Below are 17,585 nucleotides of genomic sequence, written 5' to 3' on the forward strand. Positions count from 1 at the left end.
ATCAGACTCCCAGGAACACTTCGCGGTAGGTGCTCAAGGCTTGCGCCAGCGACAAGGCCGGGTCACGCAGGTAGTTGGACAGCTTGCGCAAGCCATAGTCCGCGTCCACCTCGTCCTCGACCCACTCGGCATCCTGCAGGCTCACACCCTGCTCTTCCAGCAAGGCCGGGTCGATCACCGCATTGAGCGTGGCCGCTGAAGCGCCTTGAAAGCCCAGCACCATGTACGGACGCCCTTGCTGTTGCGTGAGGAACAAGCCCAGCTCAAGCGGGTGGCGCGCAAAGAAGCCCGTGATCAGGGCCAGCCAGTAAGACGCCACCGGCCCTCTGAGCGCGGCATCCGCCACCAGCGGCAGGCACAGCACCTTGTTGAGCTTGCTCGCACCCTGCGCCATGGCTGGCTGCAGCAGCATGCCCAGTGCCAGCGTGGCCTGGCGCACCGACAGGCGCGTGCCACTGGCCGCCAGCATCTGCTCCAGGCTGGCCACCGTGTGCGTTTCCAGAAAGTCCTCGAAGGCCCGTTGTGCGGCGGCCGGGTTCACGTCCACATCCAGCGGCCCGCTCAGGCTGGCCTGGGCATGTTCCAGCTCGATGGCGGCATGCGCCACGCGGGCCACCTGCTCCAGGCGGGCCCACAGGCGAGACAAGGCCACGGGCCCCAGGAGCGCGAAGTCGCGCGGCTGCGCCAGGTCAAAGGCCCCGGCCGTGATGAAAGGAAAGCGCCGTCCGGAGGCATCCTGGCTGGCCAGCCAGTGCCCTGCCAGGCCCACCGAGCTGTCGGTGCCCAGGATGGCAAATTGCGTGGCGGGCGCCGCGTCATAGATCAGCTTCCAGCGAGGGTCCGTGGCCAGGCGGTCCATGGTCTGCGACTGCCATTTGTCCAGGCTCGCGATGAGCGTGGCATGTTGCCCGCTGCGGACGAAGTCACCACGGGACGGCACCTTGCCGAAGTACAGCAACTCCGTAGAGGATGTGCGCGCCGCGCTCATGATGCAGGACCTTCCTGTTTGTTGTTCGCCATGGCCTCATCAGGCCCTGCAATGATCGAAGGCAGCGCGCCCGGCTTGGCCTGCGGGCCGTTGTTGCCGCTGTTGACCGGTGCGGCCGGTGCCGCAGGAGCCGGCGTGGCGGCATTGGAGATGATGCGCAACTGCACCGCCACCGAGTTGGCACCTTGAGGCCAGCGCAGCTCAAACACCTGGTTGTCGATGCGCTTGCGCTGCGCGGCGTTGATCATCTTCTCCAGCCCGAAGCGGCCCGATTCATTGAAGAACTCGACCGGCTTGCCATCCAGCGTCATGCCGGTGATGTGCACCCCTGGCGTGCCGGGCCCTGGCCACACGAAGTGCGTCCAGCTGGCCGCGCCATTGCGATATCGCATGACCTGGCCGTCGATGTCCACCGTGTACTCGGTCAGGCCCGGTGCGGCCATGGGCAGGATCTGGAAGACAGTCTGCGCTTCTGCAGCCGCTGCGGCGCCACCACCCGCAGCAGCGCTCCCGCCACCTCCGCCGGCAGCCTGCCCATTGAGCGGTGCGATCCACGCACCCAGGCCCGCCACGAACTCGGGCCGCAGGCGCAGCCCCATGTCGGCCCAGGTGCGTGGTGTCACGCCATCGCCACGCTTGAGCACCAGGGCGCCCAGTGATTGCTCGACAAACTTGGCGATCACGCCCTCGGCACCGAACACCTTGGCGATCTCGCCAGGTGCGGCCTCCATGCGCGAGCTGCGGTCAAACGGGTACTTGCTGGCCAGCGTGCGCTGATAGGGCTCGAACACCTGCGCCATCCACACGCGGTTGAGCTCCGCCTCGGCGGGCTTGACGATGACCGCAAAGGCCTGCATCAAGGGGCGGACCAGCAAGGGGCGCAGCGTGGCACGGGCGGAATCGCTCATGCCATTGAGCATCTGCTCGTCGACCATCTTCAGCGCTTCGCCCAACTCGCCACCGCCTTCCAGGGTCTGCAGCATCAGCTGGCGCGACGCGGGGCCCGGGTCGCCCTGGGTCTTCATCTGGTTGAAGCGCGAGCGGATCCTGGACAAGGACTCCAGATAAGGCTTGATCATGGGCGCGCCACCTTCACGCGGCACCATCAGGCGGCCCACGGCCTCGAACTCCTTGCCGATCGGGCCCATGGGCTTGTTTTTTTCCTTGTCGAAGTTGAGATCGGCGTTGATCGTCACCGGCGACGGCACCGCGCCCAGCACGGTCTGCTTGAACCACTCAATGAAGGTGCGCTTGCCCTGCCCCAGGCGCTCGTCCAGCAGGCTGGGGTTGTCCCACGATGTCTGCTCGTACAAGGTCTTGAGCAAGGTACCCACAGGCGAGCTGGTCGGATCCCCCAGGCGGTTCATGTTGGCCACGGCCACCTCGAAGCTGCCAAAGTCCTGCACGCTGATGCTCTGCATGAACTTCTGCCACTCGCGCACGTACTCGGTCTTGTAGAGTTGGGTGAGGGACTTCTGGATCTGCTCGGGGCTGCCTTCCAGCGTCAGGTCGTCGTGCGAGGCGGTCTTGAGCACCCAGTCGGTGGACTGCAGCTCGCTGTTGGCCGCGTCCTTGATCGCGTCCTTGATGTAGCCGTTCCAGGCTTCGCGCGTGAAGGCGCCCGACACCGCGTAACCACCGGCCACCACCTGGCGGTCGGCATCGGTCACCAGGCGCGCCACCGTCACGGGGGCAAAGCGCGTGGCCGCACGGGCCTTGATCTCGGCATACACCCGCTCACGCGCGGGCATGCCCTTGATGACGCGGCGCAGGTTGTCGCGCGTCTGGTCCAGCAGGCTGAGGTTGAGGTCCTGCTCGGGGAAGGCTGCATCGTTCATCTGCGCCATGGCAAAGGACATGATGCGCTCGGCCTTCTGGATGAGCTGCTCGCGCGGCATGTTGCCCCGGTTGGCATCCAGCCAGGTGCGCCAGAAGCGCGTGAGCTGGTCGCTCATGTGGCCCGGCTCCAGGCGGCTGCGGTCACCCAGCATCAGGTAGGCCTTCAAGGCGTTGTAGGCCTCGGTGACATTGGTGCTGGACGCGTTGGCGTAAGGCGAGCCGGCAGCGGGCGCCTCCGTGATCGGGTCGCCATTGGCGTGCTCGTTGATCACACCGGATGCGGCTGCGGCCACGGGCAAGGCAGCGGCTGGCTGCATGGTCGGTTGCGCATTGGGATCGGGCAGGAACTGCAGCGGGCGCAGATCGGCTGCGTGGGTGTTGACGTCGCCCAGGTAGGCCGCGATCGCCTGCGCCGTGGGCTTGAGCATGACGACCTGCAGGCCGTTGTAATACTCTTCCTTCAAACGGTCTTCGATGGCCTGGCCCTGGTACAGGCCCAGTCCGATCGACCAGGGCCGCGTCTGGCGATAGCGCTGCATCTGCTCCAGGCGATCCTGCAGGATCTCCAGTGCCTCCAGCCGCGATTGCAGGTCCACGCGGTTGTCCTGCACCTGCTGGGCCTTGACCAGGTCGGCCTGCACATGGGCCACCAACTCACGGTTGCCCATGTAGGACCAGGTCCACGCGGCCAACAGAGCGCCCAGCAACAGCACGCCACCAAAGAAGGTCGCATAGCGCAGGTGCAGCTTGGTGCGGCTTGTGTACTGCTGGACCAGTTGACGGTCCGCGAAGATCACGCGCGAGAACAGCTCTTTGAGGAAGAAGCCGCTGTTGGAATACACCGCAGCCGATGTGCCTGGCTGCAGTTGCAGCCCGAACTGTTCGGCCACGCGCTCGCTGGCGCGGCTGGTGGACTGCCCTTCCTGCACCGCGCTGGTGAAGTAAAAGCCCCGGAAGATGGGCCTGAACTGATAGGGGTTCTCTTCAAACAGCGTGTTGATGAAGGTGCGCATCGCCGGCTTGAGCGCAGCGAACTCCAGCGGGAAGGTCAGCACGCCGGGCGGCAGTTGTTCGCCACGGTGCAGGGACATGCGTGCCACCGAGGCCTCTTTCAGGCCCTGGTAGAGCTCGTCGAAATGCGTCTCGAACTGCGACACGGCGTCCACCGAACCGTTGGTGTCATAGGGCAAGGTCGCGCCCCAGACCTTGTCACGCTCGCTGCGGTCGCGGTCCTCGAAGAAGTCGACAAAGCCGGCGATCAGGTCGGCCTTGGTGAACACCACGTAGACCGGCGCGAACACCTCCAGCTTCTCGGTCAACTCCTGCACGCGCTGGCGCAGCTTGCGCGCCAGGTCGATGGCGAACTCGGGCTTGTTGGCACCCAGCTCGGCAATGCTCACGGCAATGATCACGCCATTGAGCGGTGCCTTGGGGCGGTGCCGCTTGAGCAGGGACAGAAAGCCCATCCACTCCTTGCGGTCCTCCTCGTGCACCGAGTAGCGGCCCGCCGTGTCCAGCAAGATGCCTTCGGTGGTGAAGTACCAGTCGCAATGGCGTGTGCCACCAATGCCCTGGATGACGTTGTCGGCGCTGTCTGCAAACGGGAACTTCAAACCCGACTTGACCACGGCCGAGCTCTTGCCCGCCGCGGGGTTGCCGATCACGGCATACCAGGGCAGTTCGTACAAGGCGGCCGAGCCGGAGGTTTCGCCCAGCTTGGACGACTTGATCAGCTTGACGGCCTCGGCCATGCGTTCGCGCACGGCGGCCACTTCATCTTGCTTGCCCGCTTTGACGGCCGCCTTCATGGCCTTGTCGGCCTCGGCATCCATGGCGTTTTCAAGCGACTGCGCCGCTTGCCTGGCCTTGTAGCGGCGCACGCCCCACACGATGCCCCAGGCCGCCAGCAGCAGGGCCAGCACCAGCACAGCCCAGACCAGGCCGATGCGCAAAGCGTCCGCGCCAACCAGAAGGAAACCCGCCAAAGCTGCCAGGCCGATGAGGGCCAGCACGCGAGGGTCAAGAAGGAACTGCCAGATTCGTTGCATGGAAATATCCGATGTCGATCAGGTTGAAGCGAGCGCTGCGCCCCAAGGCGCCAGTGCCACCACAACCCGCTCATGAGAAGACTGCACGTGCGTGGCCACGGCCACCTGGTCGGGCACCTCGCCCGCACGCAGCGCCGTGCACGCCAAGGCGGAAGGCACCAGGGCCCGTGCCAGGCCCATGTCGCCGCAGGACTCGCCCACGCGCGTGACGGCCAGCATCGGGTCCACGCCGGGCACCACCTCCTGCAAGGCCTCGAACAACTCGGCCGTGCGGCTGGCGCGGTGGTCCGCGTCGGACACCACCAGCAAGCGGTCCTTGTTGGCCTGGTTCAAGGCCATGGCCTGCTGCAGGGCCGCGCCCAGCACAGCGGCCCCCACACGCCCAGCGGCATCGGCCGACTTGTCGCGCGTGGCCCGCACGGGACGCCACATGCGCACCGGCGGCACGGCTGGCTCGGCCAGCAAAGGCCAATGCTCGTTGGCCAGCAAGAGGCCGGCGGCGGCCTCACCGGGCACCTTGCCCGTCTGGTGCGATGAGGTGAACAACTCACCTACCGCCTGCATGCGGTCCACGCTGTGTTCGTTGACGGCGCTGTCCACCGCCAGAATCAAGAGCAGCTCGGGACGTGGGTCGCGCGACCATTGCACGATCTGGCGGTCGACTTCGTCCCACAGCCCTTCCGGCCGCTCGACGGCTTCAGTCTGCCAGCGCAGGCCCTTGGCGCGATGGGCTTCCGCCCAGTCCAGCAAGGAACCGCATTGGCTGCGCACCCATTCCACGGCAGCCTCACGCTCGCTGGGCGCCCACTGTGCGGGCAGCAGCAGGCGCACGGTCAGGTGCGGAGCCAGGGCAGCGCGGGCCTGTACCTGTGCCTTGTTGACCGGGGCCGCCACACCTGACAAGTGGGCCTTCATGTGGCCGGTGGACGTGCCCTCGCCCGCCGCCATGCCTGCATGGCCCGCACCATCGGCCGACGTGGCCGCAGGCGTCAATTCGCGGACCGCCTCCAGCATCTGGTGCAAGGGCGCCTCCAGCAGGGCCAAACCACGCAGGACTGGCTCGGACAAGGCAGGCTCCTGCATCAACTCGGCATGGGCATCCAGCCAGTCACGCACATCCAGATCGGCCACACGCGAGGTGAAGATGGGCAGCCCATCCACATCCTGCAATTCACTGTCGAGCTCGGGGCGCACGGTTTGGGAGCGCAAGCCAGCCCACGCTGCCCCGGCATCGTTGCCAGCGGCCAGGGTCACCGCCTCGGCCAGCACCCAGGCCGACAGGCTGCGCTGCGCTTCATCCGACACCGCGTGAACAGATGCCACCGTTGGCGCACCATCCAAGGCCTTCGATACCGGCACCACCGGTGCCGCCGCCTGCACGCGCAAGCGCTTCACCGCCCACAGCACCAGCAGCAAGAACGCCGTCAGCGCCACAGGCAGCACGAACAGCTGCCCGACGATCTCGCCCGTGCTGGCATCGTGCGCATTGCTTTGCCAATGCCAGATGGTGATCAGCCACACGATGATGGTGATCGCCAGCCACAGTGCGCCTGCTTTCAATACCTTGGTCATGCTTTGACTGCCTGCTTGATGACCGTGTCGATCCCGACCCCGACCCGTTTATGTGTGATGCACCCGACGCGTCAGTTGCCCGTGGACACGGCCTGGGCGGCAATGAGGGTGGCGCCACAGGCGCACTTGTCGCCATGGCGTGCGGCGGGCTTGCCGTCGATGATCATGGTGGGGTCGCCTGACACGATCACGGTCGTGCCATGGCTGCGCTTGGGACAGGTCACCTGATCGCCCACGCGGGCAATGCGCTTGCCTTGCGTATCGGTCGTGCCGGAAGCCTCGACCACGGTGCCACCGTGATCGGTGGTGTCACCCAATACGATGAATGGACGTCCCATGGCGTCAAGCTCCCTGTCTGATGTTGTTTGTGTCAGCCGGATCTCTCCGGTGCGGGGCGAGTCTAAAGGCTGCACGCGCCAGCAAGCCCCCCCGCTGGAGGGGTCGCACCGTTACCAACTGTGTCAAATGCGCTCAGCGGTTACCTGCGGCGCGGATGGCGGCTTTGGCAGCGGGTTTGCGCCACTCCACGTGGCCCAGGTCCATCATCTGCCAGCGGCCACCCCAGGTCAGGCCAACCTGCTCGGCCACCTGCCCATACAGCTCGTAGCCGCGCATGGCCCAGGGATCCTTTTCGGAGATTACCAGCTTGCCATCCTTGTAGAAGCCGCAGTCCACCGCCAGGCCGTACTGGTGGTAGCTCTGCCAGGCACCGGCCATGGTCACATTGCTGCCCTTGGCTGCCAGCATGGCCTGGCGCTCTGGGCTGCGGTAGCCCTCCAGCAGCGCCATCTCGTAGCCGTGCTCTTCTTTCATGATCTTGAACACGGTCAGCACACGCTGAACGAACCCAGGGTCCATCAGATCCCAACGGCGATCGGCGCTTGACAGCATCGGGCGCACGATCTCGACCTCGGCCGTGGTGAACACCGCCGGCGGCAAGGGTGGGGGCGGCACCAGTTGCTCGCCCGCCAGCAGATGCGCCACCTGGCGGTTGCCCGGGTCCACACGGTCATCGAAACCATCCAGGGCACGCGGGCCCTGCAGGCTCCAGCCCAGCACCATCAGCACCGGGGCCAGCAGCAAGAGCACACTGCCCACGGCCCACATCCAGCGTGATTGCCACCAGGTCTGTGCCGCCTGGGCCTGCCCCAGCATGCCACCCACCACCGCATCACGGCCGGACTGCACCTGACGGCCCCATTGCCGACCTCGCCGCGCGCCACCTTGGGACCAGCTCGACCAGGCCGCACGCACCCGCTCACGCCAATGCGGAAAGGCCAGCAGCGCCAGCACGCCGCAGCCCAACAGAAAAGCCAACCATACCCACCCTGTTCGCACCATTTTTGTAACTATTGTTTGCAACCTGCTTGCCACCCCATGACGCCGAAGACGTGCCGTCCTTAGAATTCGCCGATTACGCAAAGAACCGAAAAACCAAGGGAGACCGGCTTGAGCCAGCACAGCGGTGGGCGACTTGCTCGCCACCACACACCAGACAAACCCGGCCGCCCCAGCCTGGAGCGTCCCAGCCTGTTCGCGGGCATGGACAACGAGCCCAGCAGCTTTGATGGCGACACGCAGCGCGTGCGCATTCTATCGACGCTGGAGTCGACACGCCGCCCCGCGCGCGGCCCGATGAAGATCCACGGCATCACCAAGAAGAAGCGCAGCAACTGGCAGAGCAAGGCGCTGCTTGGCCTGATGGCCGTGGGCGTCCTGAGCCTGCTGGCCAGTTTCGTGATGGTGCTGGTGAACGGGCATGCGCCTTTGGCCAAGCCGGATGCGGCAGATCAACCAGCAGAGCTCAACCGCCCCACCACCGCCACCAAGCCTGCTGCGGCATCCCGCGTCAGCCCCGATAACCCACTGGCAGCCCTCATCGCACCACCGGTGCGCACCGCCGCCAACACGCCCACGCGCCCTGCGCAAGCCGCGGTGATCGAGAACGTTGCGATCGCCACCCCGGTGCTGGCCAACAGCACCACCCACGGCACAACCCAAAGCACCACCAGCGCCCCCGCCAAAATGAGCGCCACGGGCAGCATCGCGCCGGTTCTGCCGGCCACAGCCAAATCGGCCAGCACCACGACGACGGCCAGCGCCAAAGCCGAGCCAGCCAAACCCACCCTGGTGGCAATGGCGGCCCCCAGCGCGCAAGCCAGCCCTCAGTTGACCGCCGCGGTGCTGGATGCCAGCAAGCAGGCCAAATCGGCCCCCTCCACGAGCAAACGCACGCAAGCGGGCGGCCGCAATGACGACGACGTGGCGCTGCTGGAAGCCATGTTCGCCCACACACGCCCCCGCCCAACCGAATCGGTTGCTGAAGAAATCAAGCGCCGCTGCGGCACCCTGAGCGGCCCTGATGCCGCCACTTGCCGCGCGCGGGTCTGCGTGCAGAACCCCACCGCGGCCGCCTGCCACCAGGACTGAACACGCCCTGTTCACGGCCAGATTGCGCACCCGGCAGTCCGCCTGCCATCCGCCTTCAATCCGGATGGGCAGCAAGGTTGTCCGCAGCTTGTTAGCATCGAGGGTCTGTCATCCCCCTGTCATTGGACGCGCCATGACCACTCCCTCGCTCAGAGCCATCGATACCACCAAGCCGGAAGCCCCCACCACAGAGGCGTCCGAGCACGAGGGTGTGCCGGTTTCCATCAAGATCCGCGAACGCATCAAGGCCGCCCAAAAGCGTTTTCACGCCAACGACAACATCGCCGAATTCATCGAGCCGGGTGAGCTGGACAAGCTGCTGGACGAGGTCCAGAGCAAGATGAGCGAGGTGCTGTCCAGCCTGGTGATCGACACCGACAGCGACCACAACACGCAGGACACGGCCCGCCGCGTGGCCAAGATGTATCTCAATGAGATCTTCAAGGGCCGCTACCACGTTGCCCCCTCGGTCACGGAATTTCCCAATGCGGAAAGGCTCAACGAGCTGATGATCGTGGGTCCGATCACCGTGCGCAGCGCCTGCTCGCACCACCTGTGCCCCATCATCGGCCGGGTCTGGATCGGCGTGATGCCCAACGAGCACTCCAACCTGATCGGGTTGTCCAAGTACGCACGCCTGATCGACTGGATCATGAGCCGCCCGCAGATTCAGGAAGAAGCCGTCACCCAGGTGGCCGACGTACTGCAATCGCACATGAACCCGGACGGCCTGGCCGTGGTCATGGAGGCCGACCACTTCTGCATGCACTGGCGTGGCGTCAAGGACATGGACTCCAAGATGATCAACAGCGTCATGCGCGGCTCCTTCCTCAAGGACCCCCATCTGCGGCGAGAATTCCTTTCCTTGGTCAACCACAAGAAAGGCTGAGCCCCATGTTGGTACGTCTGCTGTATGCCAGCCGCGCGGCTGAGGCCCTCACCCCTGAAGCCGTGGACGGCATCCTCGCCGTCTCACGCAAGGACAATCCGGCCCTGGGCATCACCGGCTTGCTGTGCTACAGCGGCGACATCTTCATGCAGGTGCTCGAAGGCGGCCGTGATGCCGTCAGCCAGCTCTACAACGCCATCAGCCACGACCCGCGTCACCGTGATGTCGTGCTGCTGGACTACGAAGAGATCACCGAGCGCCGCTTTGCCGGCTGGACCATGGGCCAGGTCAACCTGGCGCGCGTCAACCCGTCCATCCTGCTGAAGTACTCCGAACGCCCGGTGCTGGACCCCTACGCCGTGTCCGGCAAGGTCTCGATCGCCCTGCTGGAAGAGCTGATCGCCACGGCCTCCATCGTCTCGCGGCCTTGCTGAGCCCGCACCCGCCCGGCCCGGCCGTGCTGCTGGGCCTGGACTTCAGCTGCGCGCCCAGCAAACGCAAACCACTGACCCTGGCCTGGGGGCGCCGAGCCGGGCACGTCGTCAAGCTCGACCGGGTGGACGCATTCCCCACGCTTGCCGAACTGGAGGCCTTGCTGGCCCCTGGCCGCCCCGAGCTGGCCGAGGGTTTCGTCATGGGCTGCGACTTCCCCTTTGGCTTGCCTTTGCCCTTTGTGGAGGCCTTGCGCACGCATGGCCCGGGCGAGCTGCCCACGCTGCTGGCCGATCTTGATGACGCAGCCAAAGGCCAGCCGGCAGACTGCCTGATTCAAGCCCTGCACCGCCACTGCGGTGACCGCGCCGGCTTTCAGCACCTGGTCGACACCTGGGGGCAAAGCTGGCACCTTGATCGCCCCGCCGGCAGCAAACTGCTGCACCGCCCCACCGACCAGGCCATGCCGGGCATCTCCAGCACCAGCCCGCTGCAGACGCGCTATGTGCCCGTGGGCAAGATGTACTTTGAGGGCATGGCCAGGCTGATCCAGGCCAATCTGACGCTGCCTGGCCTGCGCCAGGGGCGAGCCCATGCCCTGGCTTTTGAGGCCTACCCCGGCCTGCTGGCCGGCGAGTTGCTGGGCAGGCGCAGCTACAAAAGCGAAACAGACGCCACCGACGATCGCCTGATTGCCCGCATGGACCTGGTCGACGCGCTGGAGCAAGGTCGCAGCCGGCTGGGCCTGCGGCTCAAGCTCAGCCCCGCCCAGCGCGATCTGCTGGTGTCCGACCCCAAAGGCGACCGCCTGGATGCCGTCTTGTGCCTGATGCAGGCTGGCTGGGCGCACGCACAGCACGAACAAGGCGCCGCCCTCTGGGGCCTGCCCGCCAACGTGAACCCCATCGAAGGATGGATACTCTCGGCATGAGCGATCTGATTTTCCCGATGACCGAGGTGCTCGGCCAACCCGCCGTGCGTGTTCAAGCTCCTGACGGGGCACAAGCCATCGTGCTGCTGCATGGCGGCCATGTGGTGTCCTGGATCCCCGCAGGGGGGCGCGAGCAGCTGTACCTGTCGCCCAAGGCCGTGGCCGGCCCAGGGCAAGCCGTGCGCGGCGGTGTGCCCGTGATCTTCCCGCAGTTCGAACAACGCGGCCCCGATACCAGCCTGCCTCGCCATGGCCTGGCACGCACCCGCACCTGGGCGGTGGAAAGCAGCAGCCGGGCCAAGGACCATGCCCAGCTGACCCTGGCCCTGGACGACACCGCCGAAACCCGCGCCCTGTGGCCGCACAGCTTCACGCTGGAGCTGACCATCTCGCTGAGCGGCCAGCGCCTGGATCTGGAGCTCTACGCCCACAACCCGGGCGAAACCAGCTGGCCCTTTGCGGCTGCGCTGCACACCTACCTGGCCGTGTCAGATCTGGCGCAAGCGCGCCTGCAAGGGCTGGAGGGCTGCCACTATGTGGACAGCCTGACCGGCGGTGAAACGATCGAAGACCACCCGGAAAAGCGCTTCTCGGGCGAAGTGGACCGCATCTACGCCAAGGCCCGCAACCTGCTGCTGCGCGATGGCCCGCGCCGCCTGGCCATCGAGACCGATCAGCTGCCTGACCTCGTGCTGTGGAACCCGGGCCCCGACAAATGTGCGGCGCTCAAGGACATGCCCGAGGACGGCTGGCAACACATGCTGTGCGTGGAAGGCGCCAACATCTTCGAGCCCATCACCCTGGGCCCGGACGAGAGCTGGAGCGGCCGCCAGAGCTTCACGCTGCAGGCATCCTGAACGCCAGACCGATCCGCAGTTTGCCGATCAGCGCTTGGACGAGGCCAGCAACTGCCGGATGTCGGCCGTGAGGTCTTCGACCTTCATGCCATAGCGCACGAACAGCCGCACCTGGCCGTCGGGGTCGAACACGAAGGCCCCCGCCGTGTGGTCCATGGTGTAGCTGCCGTTCTTGGTGGGCACCTTCTGGTAGAACACCTTGAACTCGCGGGCCACAGCCTCGGTCTGCTCCAGCGAGCCACGCAGGCCCACAAAGCTCGGGTCCATGTTCTGCAGATAGGCCTTGAGCACGGCGGCCGTGTCGCGCTCCGGGTCCACGCTCACGAACACGCCCTGCAGGCGCTCCCCATCGGCGCCCAGGCGCTTGCGGACCTCGGCCAGCTCGGCCATGGTCGTGGGGCACACATCAGGGCACTGCGTGAAGCCGAAAAACACGAACAGGGCCTTGCCCTTGAAATCAGCCAGTTCACGCGGTTGGCCGTTGTAGTCGGTCAGCGAGAGCTTGCGGGCGTAATTGGCCCCGGTGATGTCAACAGCATTGAACTTGGCTGGTGCGGCGGCCTTGGGCACAGGCGCGCCAGGCTTGTCGCAAGCGGCCAGTGACAAGGCCGCCAGCCCCGCCAGCAACACAGTGCGGCGCTTGAAAAAAAACGTGAGGGACATGGCTTGCTCAGATCGTCCAGTAATGATCGACCAGCAAGGCTGCAAACAACAGCATCAGGTAGATGATGGAGAAGCGGAAGGTCTTGCGGGCCAGTGCATCACTGTAACGCCGCCACAGGGCAAAGGCGTAAGCCAGGAACACCAGGCCCAGACTGAGTGCCGACCACAGGTAAATCCAGCCACTCATGCCGTAGATGAAGGGCAGCAAGGTGCCGGCCAGCAGGACCACGGTGTAGAGCAGCACGTGCAGGCGCGTGAAGGCATTGCCATGCGTCACCGGCAACATGGGCAGGCCGGCGCGAGCGTAGTCCTCGACGCGGTAGAGCGCCAGGGCCCAGAAGTGCGGCGGCGTCCACAGGAAGATGATCAGACACAACATCAAGGCCTCCGGCTCGACCGCGCCGCGCATGGCCACCCAGCCCAGCACCGGCGGCATCGCACCCGATGCCCCGCCGATCACGATGTTCTGTGGCGTCAAAGGCTTGAGCACCACCGTGTAGATCACCGCGTAGCCCACGAAAGTGGCCAGCGTCAGCCACATGGTCAGGGCATTGACCCAGAGGGCCAGGATCGCCATGCCGATGCCGCACAGCACGGCGCTGAAGGTCAGCGTGTGCCAGCGCGTCAGCTCGCCGCGTGCGGTCGGGCGCCAGGCCGTGCGTTTCATGCGGGCATCGATGCCCTGCTCGATCAGGCAGTTGAACGCGGCGGCGGCACCGGCCACCAGCCAGATGCCGATGCAGGCCGCCAACGCGGTGAGCGCCTCGGACTTGCTGGGCATGCCAGGCACGGCCAGCAACATGCCGATGACCGCGCAAAACACGATCAACTGCACCACCCGGGGCTTGGTCAGCACATAGAACTGACGGAAGGTCGAGGGCTGCGCCGGCGCGGTGATGACCACGTCATCGGCGGAAGAAGCGATTGCGTCAGACATGCATGTCCCCTGGTCTCTGGAGCGCCACTATGAGGCCGAGGCCTGTGGCTCGCCAGCGTGAAGTCCCTGATGTGGCGGATCCGTCAAGGTACGGCCCGCCTCGGCGTGTCGGTCCCGTGCGCCTGCAGTCAAGGGCGTGGTGCACGTCAGCACATGCATCAAACGCCATACCAGCAAGGCTGCACCCAAAGTGTGCGCCAGTGCGGCCACCAACGGCCAGCCCAGTACCACATTGCTCAGGCCGCTCAGCACCTGCCAGCCAGCCAGCAGCCACAGGACACGGCCGTCCTGCCGCCAGGGTTGCGCCCCTTGAGTTCCGGGCGCCCCTTGCCCACCACCGGACCAGCGACGCAAGGCGGCGCCATAGGCGATCAAGGCAAGCAGGACCAGCACGGCCATCAAACGGTGCACCATGTGGATTGCCGTGAGCGCCGCCAAGGTGATGAACGCCCCCTGGCCATCGCCACCCAGTGGCCGCAACAGGTGAAAGCCCATCTGGAAGTCCATCTGCGGCCACCATTGCCCCTGGCACTGCGGCACCTCGGTGCACGCCAACACCGCGTAGTTCGTGCTGACCCACGCGCCCAGCGCGATCTGCAAGGCCAGCAAGGCCAGCACGGCCCAACCCAGCTTGCGCAAGGGTGCCCGCTGCCAGGCCCGTCGCAAGGCCACCGGCATGTGGACCACGTCCAGCACCCGCACCTGCGCGGTCAGCAAGCCCACACCCAGCATGGCGCCAATGAGGTGGCCCGTCACGATGATGGGCTGCAGCTTGAGTGTCACCGTCAAGGCCCCAAAAGCGCCTTGCGCACAGACCCAGATGAAGGCCGCCGTAGACCACCAGGGCGACAAGGCGCCCGGCCGCCCACGCATCCACCAGGCCAGCGCCATCAGCGCCGTGATCAAGGCACCGACGGCCGTGGCCAGATAGCGGTGCACCATCTCGATCCAGGCCTTGCCATGCGACACGGGGCCGGTGGGCAAGATGGCATGGGCTGCGCTGATCTGCCCGTGCGCGGCAAAGGGGCTGGTCTGGCCATAACAGCCCGGCCAGTCGGGGCAACCCAGGCCCGAGTCCGTCAGCCGGGTAAACGCCCCGAACACCACCAGGTCGATCGTCAGAAACAAGGTGAGCACGCTCAGCACGCGCTGCCAGGCAGGCCAGCCGCGCAAGCCTTGCCGGCGTGCACGCAGCGCCACCACGCTCACGGGCAGCAGGGCCAGCAGCGCCCCCAGCAGGGCCACCTCCAGCGCGGGGTCCAGGTTGATCAGGCCAAGCATGCGCCGTGTGTCCTCTCAGCGCCCCGGATCGTCCCAGGACTCGTTGGCTTTCATCAGGCGAGCCAGGTCCTTCTTGATGCGCGAGGGGTCGGCATCCGCAGGGAAACGCATCATCCAGTCACCGCGTGGGTCGACCAGATAAAGATGGGCATCCAGGGGCTGACCTTCTTGCGGCGACAACCAGCGCGCCAGATCGGACGGCGAGGTGCGCAAGACCCAGGCGTTTTTCAAACCATCTTGCAAACCGGCTCGCACCGGCGCCTGGTCCGTGACCAGCCAGACGCGGTCCAGCCTGTCCTTGTCCTTGCCCAGCGCTTCGCGCAACTGGCGTTGCAGATACAGGTGCTGCTCGCAGCGCTGGTCGCAGGCGCCACCCGCCACCGTCACCAACAGCCACTGCCCCTTGAGCGAGGCCGCCTTGACGCTGCGGCCGTCCTGATCAAGCAAAGGCAGATTGACGTCAGACGGCAGCGGCTTGGGCGGCATGATCAGCGTGCCGTAGTTGACACGCCCTTGCGGCTTGATCACGTAATAGGTGAAGTAGGACGCCACCACGGGTGCAGCGCACACCGCCCACACCAGCAACATTTTCAGGCGCCCTGAGCGGGTGCGCTGCGCGGGCTCGCTGGCGGGCTGGGGCATGCTGTGCACACTCAACTGGATCATGGGGTCGACCTGTGCGGTATCAGGATGGGACATGGGCACTTGCTCGTCTTGGACGGATGATCTGGAACCAGACCGTGAGCCCGATGATGACCGCCGCCATGGCGAACCACTGTGCGGCATAGGCCAGGTGCTTGTCCTGCCCTTGACCGGGTTCGGGCCAGTGGCGGCGCAGAACATCGGCATGTTCATCGGCATATTCATCGACCTGATCGGCTGGCGCCTCAGCTTGCACCTGAAGCACGGCGCCGGCCACAGGGACTTGCCCCAGCCAGTTGCGCCAGAACGCCACATCGGCGTTCTGCCTCAGCACGGGGCCGGCCTGGGCCGAGGGCATGGCCTCGTCGCCCAGTTGGTAGGTGCGTGACAGTCCTGGCGTGACACGCCCCTGCAACTGCACAGGCGCCAAAGACGTGGGCACCAGCGGCAAGCGGCTGCGGTCATGTGCGTCGCGCGGTACCCAGCCACGCTCGACCAGCAGGATGCGATGGCGGCAAGCGCCCTCGCCCCCCGTCAGCAACAAAGGGGTGACCACGACAAAACCGCTCATGCCATCCATGGGCCGGTTATCGAGGAAAACCGTCTTGTCGACAAGCCATTGCCCCTGGACGACCACGGGCTTGTAAAAGGGCAAACGCGCCGCATCGAATGCCGGATCACAGGGCCAGTCTTCGTTGCGCCAGGGCGCCTGTGTGCGCTGCATGAGCATGTGGTCGTAGGCCTGCCGCTTCTCGGTTGCCCGGCTGAGTTGCCAGAAACCCAGCCTCATGGTCAAGGCCGTGCACAGCAAGGCCGCCAACCAGACCACGACGCGTCGTTGCCCTGGGGTCATTGCCCTCCTCCACCCGCACCGCGACACCCATAATCCATGTTCATGAAAATCGTGATTGCATTTGCATTGCTGGCCATTGTGATGGCACTGGCGCTCGCCGGCCGCGCCATGTTGCAGGATGGCCGTGACGGGCAGCCCAAATCCAACCGCATGGTCAAGGCCCTGGCCCTGCGTGTGGGGCTGTCGATCGCCCTGTTCCTGTTCATCTTGCTGAGCTACAAGCTGGGCTGGATCCACCCGACGGGCGTGCCCCTGAAGTAAAAGAGCGCCGCAAGGGCGCTCTGTGTAGCCGCATGGCCTCTGCCGAGGCCTGCGCCGGCCATCAGGTCCAGTACACCACCATGTACAGGCCCAGCCAGACCACGTCCACAAAGTGCCAGTACCAGGCCGCACCTTCGAAGCCGAAGTGCTTGTCTGCCGTGAAGTGGCCCTTCATCAACCGCAGGGTGATGAACAAGAGCATCAGCATGCCGACGAACACGTGCATACCGTGAAAGCCCGTGAGCATGAAGAAGGTCGAGCCATAGATGCCGGACGACAGCTTCAGGTTCAGGTGGTGGTAGGCCTCGTAGTACTCGAAGGCCTGCAGGCTGATGAAGGTGGCCCCCAGCAGCACGGTCAGCCACATGAAGCCGATGCACTTGCCGCGCAGGTTCTCGCGCAGCGCATGGTGGGCAATCGTCAGCGTGACACCGGAGGTCAGCAGCAAGGCCGTGTTGATCGTGGGAATAGGCCATGGGCCCATCGTGCGGAACGGCTCCACCGTGCCTGCGGGTGATGCCGTCGCGCCGGCCATTTCCGAAGGCCACACGGCCTTGAAGTCAGGCCACAACAAGGCGTTGTCGATGCTACCCAGATTGGGCAACACATGCAGACGCGCCCAATACAGCGCACCGAAGAACGAGGCAAAGAACATCACCTCGGAGAAGATGAACCAGGCCATGCTCCAGCGGAAGGACACGTCGACGCGGTCGCCATACAAGCCACTCTCGCTTTCCGATATGGCATCAGAGAACCATTGCTTGAGCACAACGGCCCACCACACGAAACCGCCAAGCACCGAGTACGGGCCCCATTCGGCACCATTGACCCATTGCCCTGCCCCCAACACCACGAAGAACAGCCCGACGGCCGCCATCATCGGGTGCCGTGATGGCCCCGGTACGAAGTAATAAGGGGACTGCCCCTTGGTCACTGCAGTGGACATCTATGTGCTCCTCAAG

The 17,585-nt window shown here is 65.6% G+C and carries 17 protein-coding genes; 6 read left to right on the forward strand and 11 right to left on the reverse strand.

Going from position 1 to position 17,585, the window contains the following annotated elements:
* Position 1: 1 nt before the first annotated feature.
* The 5 genes from tagF to HY019_RS02940 all read right to left on the reverse strand — a co-directional run bounded on the left by tagF (position 2) and on the right by HY019_RS02940 (position 7,764).
* Entirely contained in the window at positions 2–988 is a 987-nt protein-coding gene (gene tagF, locus HY019_RS02920; protein WP_290688213.1) for a type VI secretion system-associated protein TagF, read from the reverse strand.
* A complete protein-coding gene (tssM, locus tag HY019_RS02925; RefSeq protein ID WP_290688215.1) occupies positions 985–4,875 on the reverse strand; it encodes a type VI secretion system membrane subunit TssM in 3,891 nt (1,296 codons plus the stop codon). The genes tagF and tssM overlap by 4 nt, the downstream gene beginning before the upstream one ends.
* Before the next feature lie 18 nt (positions 4,876–4,893).
* A complete protein-coding gene (locus HY019_RS02930) occupies positions 4,894–6,447 on the reverse strand; it encodes a hypothetical protein (protein ID WP_290688217.1) in 1,554 nt (517 codons plus the stop codon).
* Positions 6,448–6,518: 71 nt separating this feature from the next.
* Entirely contained in the window at positions 6,519–6,785 is a 267-nt protein-coding gene (locus HY019_RS02935) for a PAAR domain-containing protein (RefSeq protein ID WP_035035574.1), read from the reverse strand.
* A 133-nt stretch (positions 6,786–6,918) separates the two neighbouring features.
* A complete protein-coding gene (locus HY019_RS02940; protein ID WP_290688220.1) occupies positions 6,919–7,764 on the reverse strand; it encodes a M15 family metallopeptidase in 846 nt (281 codons plus the stop codon).
* 132 nt (positions 7,765–7,896) lie between these two features.
* Here HY019_RS02940 and HY019_RS02945 point away from each other — a divergent pair, with 132 nt between their 5' ends.
* The 5 genes from HY019_RS02945 to HY019_RS02965 all read left to right on the forward strand — a co-directional run bounded on the left by HY019_RS02945 (position 7,897) and on the right by HY019_RS02965 (position 11,986).
* Positions 7,897–8,877, forward strand: a complete 981-nt coding sequence (locus tag HY019_RS02945; protein WP_290688221.1) for a hypothetical protein — start codon at positions 7,897–7,899, stop codon at positions 8,875–8,877.
* Between the two features lie 133 nt (positions 8,878–9,010).
* Entirely contained in the window at positions 9,011–9,766 is a 756-nt protein-coding gene (gene folE / locus HY019_RS02950; RefSeq protein ID WP_290688223.1) for a GTP cyclohydrolase I, read from the forward strand.
* A 5-nt stretch (positions 9,767–9,771) separates the two neighbouring features.
* Positions 9,772–10,200 carry a BLUF domain-containing protein gene (locus tag HY019_RS02955; protein WP_290688224.1) on the forward strand — a complete coding sequence of 143 codons (429 nt, stop codon included), beginning with the start codon at positions 9,772–9,774 and terminating at the stop codon, positions 10,198–10,200.
* Positions 10,194–11,129, forward strand: coding sequence for a DUF429 domain-containing protein (locus tag HY019_RS02960; RefSeq protein WP_290688226.1), 936 nt, complete (start codon positions 10,194–10,196; stop codon positions 11,127–11,129). The genes HY019_RS02955 and HY019_RS02960 overlap by 7 nt, the downstream gene beginning before the upstream one ends.
* Positions 11,126–11,986: a D-hexose-6-phosphate mutarotase gene (locus HY019_RS02965; RefSeq protein WP_290688227.1), complete on the forward strand. Its 861-nt coding sequence runs from the start codon at positions 11,126–11,128 to the stop codon at positions 11,984–11,986. The genes HY019_RS02960 and HY019_RS02965 overlap by 4 nt, the downstream gene beginning before the upstream one ends.
* Before the next feature lie 27 nt (positions 11,987–12,013).
* On the opposite strand, the gene HY019_RS02970 is transcribed toward HY019_RS02965, so the two are convergent.
* Genes HY019_RS02970 through HY019_RS02990 form a run of 5 tightly spaced genes read right to left on the reverse strand, consistent with a single transcriptional unit; the run spans position 12,014 to position 16,362 of the window.
* On the reverse strand, positions 12,014–12,649 hold the full coding sequence (locus HY019_RS02970; RefSeq protein ID WP_290688229.1) for an SCO family protein: 636 nt from the start codon (positions 12,647–12,649) through the stop codon (positions 12,014–12,016).
* Positions 12,650–12,656: 7 nt separating this feature from the next.
* Positions 12,657–13,586, reverse strand: a complete 930-nt coding sequence (gene cyoE / locus HY019_RS02975) for a heme o synthase (RefSeq protein WP_290688231.1) — start codon at positions 13,584–13,586, stop codon at positions 12,657–12,659.
* 27 nt (positions 13,587–13,613) lie between these two features.
* Positions 13,614–14,867, reverse strand: a complete 1,254-nt coding sequence (locus tag HY019_RS02980) for a COX15/CtaA family protein (protein WP_290688233.1) — start codon at positions 14,865–14,867, stop codon at positions 13,614–13,616.
* 15 nt (positions 14,868–14,882) lie between these two features.
* Positions 14,883–15,566: a hypothetical protein gene (locus HY019_RS02985; protein ID WP_290688234.1), complete on the reverse strand. Its 684-nt coding sequence runs from the start codon at positions 15,564–15,566 to the stop codon at positions 14,883–14,885.
* Positions 15,553–16,362 (reverse strand): SURF1 family protein, encoded by an 810-nt coding sequence (locus HY019_RS02990; RefSeq protein ID WP_290688236.1) that lies wholly within the window; start codon positions 16,360–16,362, stop codon positions 15,553–15,555. Before HY019_RS02990 ends, HY019_RS02985 begins: the two co-directional genes overlap by 14 nt.
* A 42-nt stretch (positions 16,363–16,404) precedes the next feature.
* Between HY019_RS02990 and HY019_RS02995 the strand changes: the two genes are divergently transcribed.
* Complete coding sequence (locus HY019_RS02995) at positions 16,405–16,623, forward strand: twin transmembrane helix small protein (RefSeq protein ID WP_290688237.1); 219 nt, start codon at positions 16,405–16,407, stop codon at positions 16,621–16,623.
* Positions 16,624–16,684: 61 nt separating this feature from the next.
* On the opposite strand, the gene HY019_RS03000 is transcribed toward HY019_RS02995, so the two are convergent.
* Positions 16,685–17,569 (reverse strand): cytochrome c oxidase subunit 3, encoded by an 885-nt coding sequence (locus HY019_RS03000; protein WP_290688239.1) that lies wholly within the window; start codon positions 17,567–17,569, stop codon positions 16,685–16,687.
* Positions 17,570–17,585 lie beyond the last annotated feature (16 nt).

This window comes from Aquabacterium sp., from assembly GCF_016195855.1.
In the GTDB taxonomy this organism is placed as follows: domain Bacteria; phylum Pseudomonadota; class Gammaproteobacteria; order Burkholderiales; family Burkholderiaceae_C; genus Aquabacterium.